Genomic DNA, 13,575 nt, shown 5'->3' on the forward strand with positions numbered 1-13,575 from the left:
GATATCGAGACAGCAAGTACCGAGTCAGCACGTACCGAGTTCAGCAAGTACCGAGACAAAGGAGTGCTCCATGTCCCTGGCCACCACCACCGATGCCGCCTTCGCCGCCGACGTGCTCTCGTCCGAGACGCCAGTCCTCGTCGAGTTCACCGCGAGCTGGTGCCCGCCGTGCAAGATGGTCGCGCCGGTCCTCGAGCAGATCGCCGACGAGGAGGCCGGTCGCCTCGCCGTCATCGCCTTGGATGTCGACGAGAATCCCGGGATCGCCAGGGAGTATCAGGTGATGAGCATGCCGACCATGGCCTTGTTCATCGGCGGAGACGTGGTCACGACGATGGTCGGCGCCAAGCCCCGCGCGGCGATCATGCGGGCGCTGGAACCGCATCTGCCTGCCGCCTGACCCCGCGCTGATCGCCGAGTGTGCACCTGCTGGCGCTCGCTCTCGGGCGATGCGCCGGCAGGTGCACACTCGGAAAGGGCAGGCGCCTCACCCGACGCGCGCCGGCGGCGATCGCCGCCGGGGTGGTCCTGCTCGGCCTTCTCGGCTGGGGTTCGTACACGATCTGGGCGGACCACCAGCAGGAGCAGGCCAGGACGGAGGCCCTCGACGCGGGTCGGCGATTCGCCACCGACCTGGCGACGTACAGCTTCGAGAACCTCGACAACAACCTGTCCGTGGTCCGGGGGAACTCGGTGGGCGAGTTCGCCGGGCAGTACACGCAGGTGGCGTCGAACCTCAAGGACATGATCGTGCAGTACAAGGCCACCTCGTCGGCCGAGATCATCGCGGCCGGACTCGCGGAGACCGGCCCTGACAGTGCGGAGGTGGTCGTGTTCCTCGACCAGACCGTCACCAATTCCAACTCGCAGGAACCGTGGGTGGACCGAAACCGCATGCAGCTCTCCCTCGTCCGCGACGGCGGCGAGTGGAAGCTCGCCAACGTCCAGTTGCTCTAGCCCCATCCACACACCCAGGAGGACAGATGAGTCGCAGAAAGCGCAGGGCAGCACAGGCTCTGGTGGCAGGAAGGGAGCCGAAGAACCCGGTCGTCATCCGGGCCCGCAGCGCGGACAGCATTCCCGCGCGGGTGCTCGGTGTGGCCCTGGCGGGCACCGGTGCTGCGCACTTCACCGCACCACGCGCCTTCGACGGGCTGACCGCGAAGGCCTTCCCCCGCGAGACGCGGCAGTGGACCTACCGCAACGGCGCGACGGAGCTGCTGCTCGGACTGGCGATCGTCTACCGCCGGACCCGGGTCCTCGGCTCGGTCGGCCTGTTCGCCTACACCGCCTGGCTCTGCGGTCAGCTGGCCCGCCGCCGCTGAGCCGTGGCCGCCGAGTGTGCATCTGCTGGGGCATCGGCCGAGTGGGAGTGTCGGGAGGCGCACACTCGGCGGGCGTTTTAGGGTGAACGGGACCGGAGTGCACACCTCATTGGAGGCTCGATGAGTGCAACGCGTACCGAACCGGGCTCGAGAACTGCTGCCGCGCGGCTGCTGTCGGCATTCGAGACGATCGCGGGTGGCCAGCTCCCGGTGCGGGTGCGGTGCTGGGACGGGTCCGTCGCGGGCTCGGCGGACGCCGAGGTCACGGTCGCCTTCCGGAACCGCAGGGCGCTGCGCCGAATCCTGTGGTCCCCCAACGAACTGGGGCTCGGCCGGTCCTATGTCGCGGGCGACATGGAGATCGACGGGGACATCTTCGCGCTGCTCGATGGTCCGGAGGTGATCGAGCGGGTCGCCCGCCGTGACTTGCGCACGCTCGACCGGGCCGGAATCCGGCGGGTGGTGTCGAGCTTCCTGCGGCTCGGTGCGGTGGGGCCGCCGCCTGCTCCACCCGCCGAGGAGATCGGCAGGCGGCGCGGGTCCAAGCACAGCAAGGCGCGCGACGCCGCAGTCGTCTCGCATCACTACGACGTCGGAAACGACTTCTACCGACTGTTTCTCGGCCCGAGCATGGTCTATTCCTGCGCCTACTGGACCGACCGCGACTCCGGCACCCTGGAGCAGGCGCAGTGGGCGAAGCTGGAGCTGATCTGCCGCAAACTCGAGCTGGCCCCGGGCATGCGCCTGCTCGACGTCGGCTGCGGCTGGGGCTCTATGGCCATCCACGCCGCACGCGAGCACGGGGTGAGCGTGGTCGGCGTGACGATCAGCAGGGAGCAGTGCGAGCTCGCAACCGCCCGTGTCGCGGAGGCGGGGCTGTCCGACCGGGTGCAGATCCGGCTCCAGGACTACCGGGACGTGGACGACGGCCCGTACGACGCGATCTCCAGCATCGGGATGTCCGAGCACGTTGGCGACTCCCGGCTGGACGAGTACGCGAACCGGTTGACGAGCCTGCTGCGGCCAGGCGGACGCCTGCTCAACCACGCGATCGCCTCCGTCGCGCCGCTGGTCACCGAGAAACACCCGAAGCCGACCTTCGTCGACCGCTACATCTTCCCGGACGGGGAACTGTTGCCGCTCAGTCACGTTGCGGGCGCGCTGGAGCGGGCAGGTCTCGAGGTTCGGGACTCCGAGGCGCTGCGCGAGCACTACGCGCGCACCCTGCGCCAGTGGGTCGACAACCTGCGCCGCGACTGGGACGAGGCGGTGCGCCTGGTCGGCGCGGCGCGGGCGCGGACCTGGCTGCTGTACCTGGCGGCGAGCGCGCTGTCCTTCGAGCGGGGCCGGATCACCATCCACCAGGTCCTCGCGGTCCGCGCCGACGCCACCGGTGTCAGCGGGATGCCGCTGACCCGGCGGGAGTGGTTGGTGGACTAGCGAACCTGCGTCGGAGCCGGGATGCGCTTCCCGAAGTCGCTCGCGACCAGGTAGCCGACCCAGGCCCGGATGGCCTGCGGCAGGGGAGGCGCCGCCAGTCCCGCCCGCTCGGCGAGTGCCCGTGCGGATTCGGTCGGGTACCGGTCGGCGGAGAGGAAGCCGAGCGTCTCCGGATCCGCGCCGGTCAGCCGCGCGGGCAGCCGCCGGATCAGCCCGACCGGCACGTGGAATCGAGGGGGTCGCACGCCGAGTGTCTGCGCGACGTCGCGGAGCAGGTCGCCCAGCAGCGGCGTGTCCTCGTCGAGAACCCACAGCGCCGCACCGGGTTCCGCGTGCTCGGGTACGGCGGCGAGGAACCGGGCGAAGTAGTCCGCGGTGACCACGGGGACCCAGACGTCCTTGCCGCCGGGGATCACAGGGAGCTTGCCGCGGCGGAGGTCGCGGACCATGTCGGCCAGCCCGATGAACTGCGTGGTCTCGCCGGTCACGGAGTCGCCGATGACCGTCGACGGGTTGACGATCGCGTATGCGATGCCGTTGGCCTCGGCGTGATCGCGCACTGCGTGGTCGGCCTCGACCTTGCTGGCCTCGTAGGCGCCCTTGTCGCGGTAGAGCGTGGAGTTCACGGTGGCGCCCGCCACGCGGTACCCGCTGATGTGCACGAACCGTCGCAGCCGCGGCAGTTCCTGCGCCCAGCGCAGCGCGGCCACGGCCCCGTCGACGTTGACCGCGCGGGCCTCGGACTCGGTGAGCCCGAAGGCGAACCGGCCGCCCAGGTTGTAGACGTCGCGCACGGTGGGCAACGGGTCCAGACCGAGACCCGGCGCGGTCAGGTCCCCGTCGACGATGGTCAGCAGCTCGGTGTTCCCGCCGTGGGCGGCCACCCAGCCGCGGAGCTCGTCGCCGCGTTCGGCCGCGTTCCTGACCATGGCGGCGACGTGTCTGCCCTGGCGGGTGAGTTCGGGGATCAGCCATCGGCCGATCAGTCCGGTGGAGCCGATGACGAGGGTGTCGGGCGTGCTCATGAGTCCTCCAGTTTGTTCGGGTCGCTGCGCAGGCTCCGCGCGAGTGTGTTCGGGTCGCTCCGCGGGCTCCGCGCCAGGAGTTTCCGGACCGCGCGGACCGCGGCGTCGATGGGTTCGCGGGACCGCCGGACCCGGCCGACCAGGAGTGCGCCCTCCATGAGGGCGAAGACCTCGGTGGCCAGCGCGGCGTCGCCGATGAGGTCCGCGAGGGAGGCCTCCCAGTCGGCGTAGATCTCGGCGCACACCCCGCCGAGCGGGTCGGTGCCCGCCGTCTCGAGGGCGACCGTCGCGATCGGGCAGCCCTTGGTGAAGTCGGAGGCCACCTGCCGGTCGGCGAGCGCCTCCAGGATCCGGGCGATGACATCCGCGGGGGAGCCGCTGAGGGAGCCGGCCATCAGGTCGTCGAGGGTGCCCGCGCTCTGCCGGAGCGCGGCCTCGACCAGCTCGTCCTTGCCGCCGGGGAAGTGGAAGTAGAGCGAGCCGCGCGGCGCCCCGCTTCGTTCGAGTACCTCGGTGACGCCGGTCGCGGCCACGCCCTTCTCCTCGACTGCGGCCGCCATGACCGTGATCATCCGCAGCCTGGTCTCCTCGCCCTTTTTCATGAATCTCAATATAGACCGGTCTACATATTTTAGCGAGCGGTGGCGGCCGGGGCGTCCGTCGAGTGTGCAGTTGCCGGGGCATCGCCCGAGTGCGGGCGACCGCAACTGCACACTCGACGGTTAGTGCACCGCGGCCCGCACCAGGGGCAGGTGGCGAAGCGGGATCTGGTTCTCCAGGGCGATCACCGTGGACGACCGCAGCACGTTCAGCCCGTCCACGATCTGGTTGATCACGCGCTGCAGGTCCGAATGCGTCCGCGCCACCACCCGGATCAGCACGTCGCCCGCGCCGGTGGTGGTGTGCGCCTCGAGCACCTCGGGAATCGCGGCGAGGTGCTCGACGACCGCGCGGTGCCCCCTGCCCTGGACGATCTCCAGGGTCGCGAACGCGGTGACAGGAAAGCCAAGGGCCTCGGCATTGAGGGTCGGGGCCAGGCTCTCGATCACGCCCTCGCGTTCGAGGCGGGTCAGGCGGGCCTGCACGGTGCCACGGGCGACGCCCAGCCGGCGGGACGCCTCCAGCACCCCCACGCGCGGCTCGGCGTGCAGGAGCTCCAGCAGGTCGGCGTCGAGGCGATCGATGCTCATCGGTGCGCTCCTGGTCACTTTGTCCAACAATTCACCGTCGCGCTCCAGCATTCTGTACATATTGAGCAGCGTCAATCCTCATCGTTGCGCAGCCTGGGGGCCGAGGTCACAGTGAATTCATGACGATCGCGGACATTCGGTTGACCCCTCGCGAGCGCGCCGCGCACCTGCGCGCGAACGATCTGCACCGGCTCGTCGGGCTGGTCGAACACGACGACGCGGCCGACCCCTTCCCGGTGGTCGGGATCGACGCGGTGGTGTTCGTCTGCGGCAACGCCACCCAGAGCGCCCACTACTTCGTCTCCACCTGGGGCATGACCCTGGTCGCGTACGCGGGGCCGGAAACCGGTCAGCGCGACCACAAGTCGTTCGTGCTCGAGTCCGGCTCCGTCCGGTTCGTCCTCGAGGGGGCGGTCAGCCCCGACAGCCCGCTCGCCGACCGGCACCGCCGAAACGGCGACGGCGTGGTGGACCTGGCGCTGGAGGTGCTCGACGTGGACCGCTGCATCGAGCGGGCGCGGTCGCAGGGCGCCACGGTCCTCGAGGAACCGCACGACCTCACCGACGACTTCGGCACGGTGCGCCGCGCCGCCATCGCCACCTACGGCAGCACCAGGCACACGCTCGTCGACCGCAGCCGCTACGGCGGGGTGTACCTGCCCGGATTCGCCCCGCGCAGTTCGGGATTCGTCCGCCGCCCCGGTGCGCCCGAGCGCCTCGTCCAGGCGCTCGACCACGCCGTCGGCAACGTCGAGATGGGCCGGATGGATCACTGGGTGCGCTTCTACAACCGGGTCATGGGCTTCACCAACATGGCCGAGTTCGTCGGGGGCGACATCGCCACCGAGTACTCGGCGCTGATGTCCAAGGTCGTCGCGAACGGCAACCACCGGGTCAAGTTCCCGCTCAACGAGCCGGCGCCCGGAAAGAAGAAGTCGCAGATCGACGAGTACCTCGAGTTCTACGGAGAACCCGGCTGCCAGCACCTCGCGCTTGCCACCAGCGACATCCTGCGCACCGTCGACGCGCTGCGCGCGGAGGGCGTCGAGTTCCTTGACACCCCCGACGCCTACTACGACGACCCCGAGCTACGGGCCCGGATCGGTCGGGTGCGGGTGCCCGTCGCCGAGCTCAAACGCCGCGGGGTGCTGGTGGACCGGGACGAGGACGGCTACCTGCTGCAGATCTTCACCAGGCCGCTCGGCGACCGGCCGACGGTGTTCTTCGAGCTGATCGAGCGGCACGGCTCGCTCGGCTTCGGCAAGGGCAACTTCCGGGCCCTGTTCGAGTCGATCGAGCGCGAGCAGGCGGCACGCGGAAACCTCTGACGCCATTGCCGTGACCGGATCGGTACTCGTTGCGCTGGCGAACCGTGCACGAGTCGTGTTCTATCGACTACTTATGAGCTCAGTCACCCGCATCGTCGCCGGATCACTCGGAGCAATCGCCATCGCCGCCGGTACGGCCGCGACGGCCACGGCAGCCCCCGCGGCGTCTGCCGCCCCGTACACCCTGCTCGTCGACGGCAGTCACACCGAGTACCAGGTCAACCCGGTGCTCACCGAGGACGACGTGCTGAACACCAACAAGGACTTCACCTCGGTGCCCGGCGTCCGCGCGCACAGCATCGACGGCCGGAACTTCTCCTTCTACCGGCTCGTCGACGGCGCCCGGATCGGGATGGTCCGGATCAACGAGGTCTGCCTGCCGACCGGCGTCTGCCACGGCCTGATCGTGGACAGCCCCAGCCCGGTCCTCTGAGGCGGGGCCTCAGCCCGCCCAGGTCGTCGGCACGTCGCCGCCGCCCTCGGGACTGACCCGGGTACCCACCTGGGCGAGCAGCGGCACCGGCGCGATCGGCCCGGCGAACAGCGCCTGACCGAGCCCGAATCCGGTCGCGCGGTGCAGCATCGGCGCGGGCACGTGTGAGAACAGGGTGCTCAGGTCCTCGATGTCGGCGGCGCCGTTCATCCGCATCAGCACCAGGTTGTCGCACTGCGAGACCACGTTGGGGTGCACCTTGCCCGGCCGCTGGGTGGCGACGAAGAGGTGCAGCCCGAACTTGCGGCCCTCGCCTGCGATCAGCGCGCCGAGTTCGGCGGTCGCCGCCAGCAGCGGGTCCTCGGTGGTGGCGGGCAGCACGTTGTGCGCCTCGTCGATGACGAGCAGCACCGGCTCGCGGTCCCGGCGGCCCGCCCACCGCCTGCCCAGGATCGCCAGCGCGACCGCGGTCCGCTCGTCCGGCCGCGAGAGGCTCCCGATGTCGACGACGATGCAGCGTGCGAGGCTCACGTCGTACTCGATCGCGGAGCGCTCGTCGCCGCGCCGCCACAGGTCCCACTCGCCGATCCGGAGGTTGCCGATCCGGGCGGCCAGTCGCTCGGTGTCGTGGTGGGCGGCGGCAGCGGCCTCCAGGTCATCGACGGAGTACGGCGCCGTCAACGTTTCGGTGACCTGTCGCAGCGCACGGAAATCGTCGAGGTCGCGGATCGGGTCCATCCGAAGCAGCAGCGCCTGGACGTCGAGGTCGAGGTCGCTGAAGTCCAGGCACAGCGTGTGCGCGGCGCCGTAGCCACGGGCCCGCGCCACGTGCACCCCGGCCGCGACCTCACGGTGACGGGCGGCGGCGGGCGAGCAGTCCTCGGGGTCACAGGACCCGAGGAACACGTGATCGGAGTTCGGGTCGAGCACCATGATCGGCAGCTCGGTCGAGCCCAGCAGTCGTTCGAGCAGGCCCCCGGTGGTGTAGGTCTTGCCGGAGCCGGACTGCCCGCACATGAAGGTGTGACGTGCGAACCCCGTCGATCGCAGCCGGGCCGGGACGCTCGACGCCTGCCGCAGCACCCCGATCTCGATGGCGGCGGCGGTCCCGGTCAGGCCGCCGGCGATCAGGCCGACCTCGTCCTCTGTCGCGGGCCGGATCGGGCGCTCGCCGAACGGCTCGACCGCATGCCGCTCGAGGAAGAAGTCACCGTCGAACTCGCCGAGCGTGGTCGCGTTGCCGCTGAGCGAGCGCATCATCGGGCGGGCACTGGCCGCGACGACGCCGAGCTTGGCCATCTGGTCGCGCACCGCGAAGTCGAGCTGCGGACCCTCCCGCTCGACCATGCGGACCTCGCGCACCTGGACCGCGACCCGGCGCGCGCCCTCGAACTCGATCACCGCGAACCCGCCGACCTCGACGCCGGTCTCGACGGGGGCCATGAAGGAGACCTCCCTGCCGTCCGAGGACACGGCGACCCGGGCGGCCTGGAAGTGTTCGTAGAGCTCGTGTCGGTGCGCCTGCAGTGCGTCCAGCATGGGTTCCATGCCGAACATCCTGACATCACGGCTTAGGGGCCCGCTGCGCTGTGATGTCGGTCCCCTCCGCTGTGACCTCGGTCGCTCCGCAGGCTCCTCTCCTACACCCTGTCGTTGGCAAATTCTCGCGAACTGGGACACTGGAGGCCGTGACTGCTCCCACCAGCGCCTCTTTTCAGCCCGCCAGCACCTCAGCGCAGCTCTTCGAGCGGGCGGGCGCCGTCATCCCCGGGGGCGTCAACTCCCCGGTGCGGGCGTTCCAATCGGTGGGCGGCACACCCCGCTTCATCGCCAAGGCGTCCGGCTGCACGCTCACCGACGTGGACGGCAACGACTACGTCGACCTCATCTGCTCGTGGGGACCGATGATCCTCGGGCACGCGCACCCGGCGGTCGTCGAGGCCGTGCAGAAGGCCGCAACCACCGGGCTCTCGTTCGGAGCCCCCACCGAGGGTGAGATCGAGCTCGCCGAGGCGATCGTCGACCGGGTCGGTCCCGTCGAGCAGGTCCGTCTCGTCAACTCCGGCACCGAGGCCACCATGAGCGCAGTCCGGCTGGCCCGCGGGTTCACCGGCCGCTCCAAGATCATCAAGTTCTCCGGCTGCTACCACGGCCACGTGGACGCCCTGCTCGCCGACGCGGGTTCCGGCGTCGCCACCCTCGGGCTGCCCACCTCGCCCGGCGTCACCGGCGCGCAGGCCTCCGACACGATCGTGCTGCCCTACAACGACCTGGACGCGGTCGCGCAGGCCTTCGCCGCGAACCCCCAGCAGATCGCGTGCGTCATCACCGAGGCCGCGGCGGGCAACATGGGCGCCGTCGCGCCGAAGCCCGGGTTCAACGAGGGCCTGCGCCGGCTGTGCACCGCGCACGACGCGCTGCTGATCATGGACGAGGTGATGACCGGCTTCCGCGTCAGCTCGGCCGGTTGGTACGGGATCGACGGCGTCGCGGGCGACCTGATGACCTTCGGCAAGGTGATGAGCGGGGGACTGCCCGCCGCGGCGTTCGGCGGCCGCGCCGACGTGATGGGCCACCTCGCACCCGCCGGCCCGGTGTACCAGGCGGGTACCCTGTCCGGGAACCCCGTCGCCGTCGCCGCGGGCCTCGCCAGCCTCCGCGCCGCAGATCAGAGCGTGTACGACGCCCTCGAACGCAACTCCGCGACCCTCGGCCGGATGCTCGGCGACGCCCTCACCGAGGCAGGCGTGCGGCACCAGGTGCAATTTGCAGGCACCATGGTGAGCGTGTTCTTCGCCGACCGCCCTGTCACCAACTACGCGGAGGCGAAGGCGAGCGACACCTGGCGCTTCCCCGCCTTCTTCCATGCGCTGCTCTCCCGCGGCGTCTACGCACCCCCGAGCGCCTACGAGGCCTGGTTCGTCTCCGCGGCCCTCGACGACGCCGCGTTCGACCGTATCGCCGCCGCGTTGCCGGCCGCAGCCAAGGCGGCCGCGGCCGCGCAGGCACCCACCACCTAGATCCAGCAACCCCTAGATCACGGAGCCAATCCACGTGAGCACCCTGCAGCAGACGCCGACGCCCGACCCCGCCGAGTCGCGCACCATCGTGCACGTCCTTCGTCACGGCGAGGTGCACAACCCGAAGGGCATCCTGTACGGCAGGCTGCCCGGCTACCGGCTGTCCGTGACCGGCCAGGCGCAAGCCCGCACGGTCGCCTCGGTGCTCGCCGACCACGACATCACCCACGTCGTCGCCTCGCCGCTGCAGCGCGCGCAGGAGACCGCGTCGCCGATCGCGGGCGAGCACGGGCTGACCCTCGTCACCGACGACAACCTGATCGAGGCGGGCAACGAGTTCGAGGGGCTCAAGGTCTCGGTCGGCGACGGTGCCCTGCGCAGGCCGCGGCACTGGTGGAAGCTGCGCGACCCGTTCACCCCGTCCTGGGGCGAGCCGTACCTGCAGATCGCGCACCGCATGCTCGCCGCCGTCAACACCGCGCGCGTCGCCGCCGTCGGGCACGAGGCCGTGTGCGTCAGCCACCAGCTGCCGGTGTGGACGCTGCGCCGCTTCCTGCAGGGCGAGCGGCTCTGGCACGACCCGCGGCACCGCCAGTGCGGACTGGCCTCGCTGACCTCGCTGGTCTACGAGGGCGACACCCTGGTCGACATCGTCTACTCGGAGCCCGCGGGCGCATCCGATCCGAGGGTGACCGGGGCATGAGGCGGGTCGCCCGGGTGGCAGCCGCGGTGCTGGCGGTCGCCGCCGTCACCGCCGGCTGCGGCACCGGCACCGACGCCGTCGCGCAGGGCGGCACGTTCGACTTCGTCTCGCCCGGCGGGCAGACGGAGATCTTCTACGACCCGCCCAGCGAACGCGGGACCATCGGCAACATCTCCGGGCCCGACCTCATGGTCGAGGGCAAGACCACGTCGCTGTCCGATTTCGAGGGTCAGCCGGTGGTCATCAACCTCTGGGGCCAGTGGTGCGGACCGTGCCGCGGTGAGGCCGACGACCTCGAGAAGGTCTACGAGAACACCAAGGATCTCGGCGTCGCCTTCCTCGGCATCAACGTCCGGGATCTGCAGCAGGACAAGGCCAAGGACTTCGTCACCGACAACAACGTCGGCTATCCGTCGGTCTACGACCCGTCGATGCGCACGCTGACCGCGCTCGGCGGCAAGTTCCCGACGAGCGTCATCCCGTCCACCCTGGTGCTCGACAAGGAGCACCGGGTCGCCGCGGTGTACCTCAAGGCGTTGCTGGCGGAGGATCTCCAGCCGGTGGTGGAGAGGGTTGCGCGGGAACAGTGAGCACCATGAACGACGCCGTCCTGGCCGCCGGGATCGGTGAGACCTTCGGCAACACCGCGGCCTCCGGGCCGCTGCTGCTCGCCTTCGGCGCCTGCATGCTCGCGGGACTGGTGTCCTTCGCCTCGCCGTGTGTGGTGCCGCTGGTGCCTGGTTACCTGTCCTACCTCGCCGGAATCGTCGGCGCGGACGCACCCGCGGTGACCGCGGCCGAGGCGGGTGCCCTCAAGACCGAGGCCGACACCCGGTCCGCCGCGCGCCTGCGGGTCGCAGGCGCCGCCGGGCTGTTCGTGCTCGGGTTCACCGTGGTCTTCGTGCTGGCGACCGCCTCGGTGTTCGGCCTGATCTCCGCCCTCACCGTCAACCGGGAGGTGCTGCAGCGGGTCGGCGGCGTGATCACCATCGCGATGGGCCTGGTGTTCATCGGGCTGGTGCCCGCGCTGCAGCGGGACGTGCGCTTCGAGCCGCGTCGGGTGTCCGGGCTGATCGGCGCGCCGCTGCTCGGGGCGGTGTTCGGGCTCGGGTGGACGCCGTGCCTCGGACCGACCCTCGCCGGGGTGCTGTCCGTGGCGGCGGGCACCGAGGGTGCGACCGCCGCGAGGGGCGTGGCCCTGATCGTGGCGTATTGCATCGGCCTCGGGCTGCCGTTCGTGATCCTGGCGTTCGGCTCGGTGAGCGCGCTGCGTGGGGTCGGCTGGCTGCGCCGCAATGCGCGCGCCATTCAGATTTTCGGCGGCCTGATGCTGGTGGCGGTGGGCATCGCCCTGGTCACCGGCGCCTGGGACGTCTTCGTTGGTTGGGTTCGTGACGCGTTCATCTCGGAGGTGACGTTGCCGATATGACGGTGACAGAAGACAGGCCGGCCTCGACGCCGCCGCGGCGCCAGTCCCTCGCCGGACGAGGTGTCGCGCTGGTGCGCAACACCTGGCGCGGCCTCACCTCCATGCGGACCGCGCTGGTGCTGCTGTTCCTGCTGGCATTCGCGGCCATCCCCGGCGCGCTGCTGCCGCAGCGCAGCCTGAACGCGGGCAAGGTCGACGAGTACATCGCGAACCGGCCCACCCTCGGTCCGCTGATGGACAAGCTGGAACTGTTCGACGTGTTCGGCAGCTTCTGGTTCACCGCCGTGTACGCGTTGCTGTTCATCTCGCTGGTCGGCTGCATCACGCCCCGTTGCTGGGAGCACTACAAGGCGCTGCGCACCAAGCCGGTCGCGGCGCCGCGCAACCTGGCCCGGCTCCCGCACCACACCGAGGTCACCGTCGCCGACGAGCCGGAGGCCGTCGCGGCCCTGGTCCGCGGGCAGCTGCGCGGCTGGCGCACGGTCACCCGCACTGGCGACGAGCTGCGGGCGGGCAAGCCGGGCGAGGTCACGGTGTCGGCGGAGAAGGGCTACCTGCGCGAGGCGGGCAACCTGCTCTTCCACCTTTCGCTGGTCGGCCTGCTCGCCGCGATAGCCATCGGCAAGCTGATGAGCTACGAGGGCAACGTCGTGGTGATCGCCGACGGCGGCCCGGGCTTCTGCACCACCTCGCCAGCCGCGTTCGATGGGTTCCGGGCCGGCTATTCCGAGGACGGCACCGGTCTGACGCCGTTGTGCGTGAAGGTCAAGGACTTCAAGGCCGACTACCTGGACAACGGCCAGGCCGAGATGTTCACCTCCAACATCGAGTACCAGGCAGGCGACGACCTGGCGAACAACACCTGGCGCGAGGAGCGGCTGCAGGTGAACCACCCCCTGCGGGTCGCGGGCGACCGGGTGTACCTGCAGGGCCACGGCTACGCGCCGACGTTCACCGTGACCTTCCCGAACGGGGAGACGCGCACCGAGACGCTGCAGTGGCGTCCCGACGACGCGACCACCTTCCTCTCGAGTGGGGCGATGCGGTTCGACCCGCCTGGCGGGATGTACCCCGATTCCACCGAGCGTCGCAAGAACCAGATCGGCATCGAGGGGCTGTTCGCGCCGACCGCGCTGTTCCACGGCAACCTGCTGGCCTCGAGCTACCCGGCGATGACCGACCCGGCCGTCGCGATCGACATCTACAAGGGCGACACCGGGCTCGACACCGGCAACCCCCAGTCGCTGTTCTCACTCAGCAAGGAGCTCGTCAACCAGGGCCGGATGGCCAAGCAGGACCGCGTCAACCTGCGGCCGGGCGAGAGCGCGACCCTGGCGGACGGCACCAAGGTGCAGTTCGACGGGGCCAAGGAATTCGTCAACCTCCAGGTCTCGCACGACCCCGCGCAGCAGTGGGTGCTGGTGTTCGCGATCTCGATGATGGCGGGCCTGTTGGTGTCGCTGCTGATCAAGCGGCGCCGGATCTGGGTGCGTGTGTACCCCGCCGATCCGGATGCCGACACGGTGTCGGATACATTGGATCCGCATCGACGACGTACCGTAGTAGAGCTGGGCGGGCTCGCCCGCACCGACCAGGCCGGTTGGGGCGACGAGTTCGACCGGTTGAGCAGCCGTCTGCTCGCGGACCTGAACACGAAGATCACCTCGGAGAACCGCGCCTGA

Annotated in this window: 15 protein-coding genes; 11 read left to right on the forward strand and 4 right to left on the reverse strand. The window is 70.3% G+C overall.

Annotated elements, in window-relative coordinates; genetic code table 11:
* The first annotated feature begins 70 nt into the window (after nucleotides 1–70).
* From trxA to C8K38_RS03680, 4 genes are all read left to right on the forward strand, one after another.
* Nucleotides 71–400, forward strand: a complete 330-nt coding sequence (gene trxA / locus C8K38_RS03665) for a thioredoxin (RefSeq protein ID WP_097210284.1) — start codon at nucleotides 71–73, stop codon at nucleotides 398–400.
* Between the two features lie 20 nt (nucleotides 401–420).
* Nucleotides 421–957, forward strand: a complete 537-nt coding sequence (locus tag C8K38_RS03670) for a hypothetical protein (RefSeq protein WP_257017045.1) — start codon at nucleotides 421–423, stop codon at nucleotides 955–957.
* A 26-nt stretch (nucleotides 958–983) separates the two neighbouring features.
* Entirely contained in the window at nucleotides 984–1,325 is a 342-nt protein-coding gene (locus tag C8K38_RS03675) for a hypothetical protein (protein ID WP_245221151.1), read from the forward strand.
* Between the two features lie 120 nt (nucleotides 1,326–1,445).
* Nucleotides 1,446–2,765, forward strand: coding sequence for an SAM-dependent methyltransferase (locus C8K38_RS03680; RefSeq protein WP_097210285.1), 1,320 nt, complete (start codon nucleotides 1,446–1,448; stop codon nucleotides 2,763–2,765).
* On the opposite strand, the gene C8K38_RS03685 is transcribed toward C8K38_RS03680, so the two are convergent.
* The 3 genes from C8K38_RS03685 to C8K38_RS03695 all read right to left on the reverse strand — a co-directional run bounded on the left by C8K38_RS03685 (nucleotide 2,762) and on the right by C8K38_RS03695 (nucleotide 4,980).
* Nucleotides 2,762–3,790 (reverse strand): SDR family oxidoreductase, encoded by a 1,029-nt coding sequence (locus C8K38_RS03685; RefSeq protein WP_097210286.1) that lies wholly within the window; start codon nucleotides 3,788–3,790, stop codon nucleotides 2,762–2,764. The genes C8K38_RS03680 and C8K38_RS03685 overlap by 4 nt on opposite strands.
* On the reverse strand, nucleotides 3,787–4,392 hold the full coding sequence (locus C8K38_RS03690) for a TetR/AcrR family transcriptional regulator (protein WP_097210287.1): 606 nt from the start codon (nucleotides 4,390–4,392) through the stop codon (nucleotides 3,787–3,789). Before C8K38_RS03690 ends, C8K38_RS03685 begins: the two co-directional genes overlap by 4 nt.
* Nucleotides 4,393–4,512: 120 nt before the next feature.
* Entirely contained in the window at nucleotides 4,513–4,980 is a 468-nt protein-coding gene (locus tag C8K38_RS03695) for an Lrp/AsnC family transcriptional regulator (RefSeq protein ID WP_179800444.1), read from the reverse strand.
* Between the two features lie 119 nt (nucleotides 4,981–5,099).
* On the opposite strand from C8K38_RS03695, the gene hppD reads away from it, so the two are divergent.
* Together hppD and C8K38_RS03705 are read left to right on the forward strand one after the other, a co-directional pair.
* On the forward strand, nucleotides 5,100–6,308 hold the full coding sequence (hppD, locus tag C8K38_RS03700; RefSeq protein ID WP_097210289.1) for a 4-hydroxyphenylpyruvate dioxygenase: 1,209 nt from the start codon (nucleotides 5,100–5,102) through the stop codon (nucleotides 6,306–6,308).
* A 73-nt stretch (nucleotides 6,309–6,381) separates the two neighbouring features.
* Nucleotides 6,382–6,741 carry a hypothetical protein gene (locus C8K38_RS03705; RefSeq protein ID WP_097210290.1) on the forward strand — a complete coding sequence of 120 codons (360 nt, stop codon included), beginning with the start codon at nucleotides 6,382–6,384 and terminating at the stop codon, nucleotides 6,739–6,741.
* A 9-nt stretch (nucleotides 6,742–6,750) separates the two neighbouring features.
* On the opposite strand, the gene C8K38_RS03710 is transcribed toward C8K38_RS03705, so the two are convergent.
* Entirely contained in the window at nucleotides 6,751–8,289 is a 1,539-nt protein-coding gene (locus C8K38_RS03710; protein ID WP_245221152.1) for an ATP-binding protein, read from the reverse strand.
* Nucleotides 8,290–8,429: 140 nt separating this feature from the next.
* On the opposite strand from C8K38_RS03710, the gene hemL reads away from it, so the two are divergent.
* Genes hemL through resB form a run of 5 tightly spaced genes read left to right on the forward strand, consistent with a single transcriptional unit; the run spans nucleotide 8,430 to nucleotide 13,575 of the window.
* Nucleotides 8,430–9,761, forward strand: a complete 1,332-nt coding sequence (gene hemL, locus C8K38_RS03715) for a glutamate-1-semialdehyde 2,1-aminomutase (protein WP_257017047.1) — start codon at nucleotides 8,430–8,432, stop codon at nucleotides 9,759–9,761.
* A 34-nt stretch (nucleotides 9,762–9,795) separates the two neighbouring features.
* Nucleotides 9,796–10,464 carry a histidine phosphatase family protein gene (locus C8K38_RS03720; RefSeq protein ID WP_179800445.1) on the forward strand — a complete coding sequence of 223 codons (669 nt, stop codon included), beginning with the start codon at nucleotides 9,796–9,798 and terminating at the stop codon, nucleotides 10,462–10,464.
* Nucleotides 10,461–11,054 (forward strand): TlpA disulfide reductase family protein, encoded by a 594-nt coding sequence (locus tag C8K38_RS03725; RefSeq protein ID WP_097210292.1) that lies wholly within the window; start codon nucleotides 10,461–10,463, stop codon nucleotides 11,052–11,054. The genes C8K38_RS03720 and C8K38_RS03725 overlap by 4 nt, the downstream gene beginning before the upstream one ends.
* Nucleotides 11,055–11,059: 5 nt before the next feature.
* Nucleotides 11,060–11,893: a cytochrome c biogenesis CcdA family protein gene (locus tag C8K38_RS03730; protein WP_097210365.1), complete on the forward strand. Its 834-nt coding sequence runs from the start codon at nucleotides 11,060–11,062 to the stop codon at nucleotides 11,891–11,893.
* Complete coding sequence (resB, locus tag C8K38_RS03735; RefSeq protein ID WP_097210293.1) at nucleotides 11,890–13,575, forward strand: cytochrome c biogenesis protein ResB; 1,686 nt, start codon at nucleotides 11,890–11,892, stop codon at nucleotides 13,573–13,575. The genes C8K38_RS03730 and resB overlap by 4 nt, the downstream gene beginning before the upstream one ends.

It is taken from the genome of Rhodococcus sp. OK611, from assembly GCF_003050885.1.
GTDB lineage: Bacteria > Actinomycetota > Actinomycetes > Mycobacteriales > Mycobacteriaceae > Rhodococcus_G > Rhodococcus_G oryzae.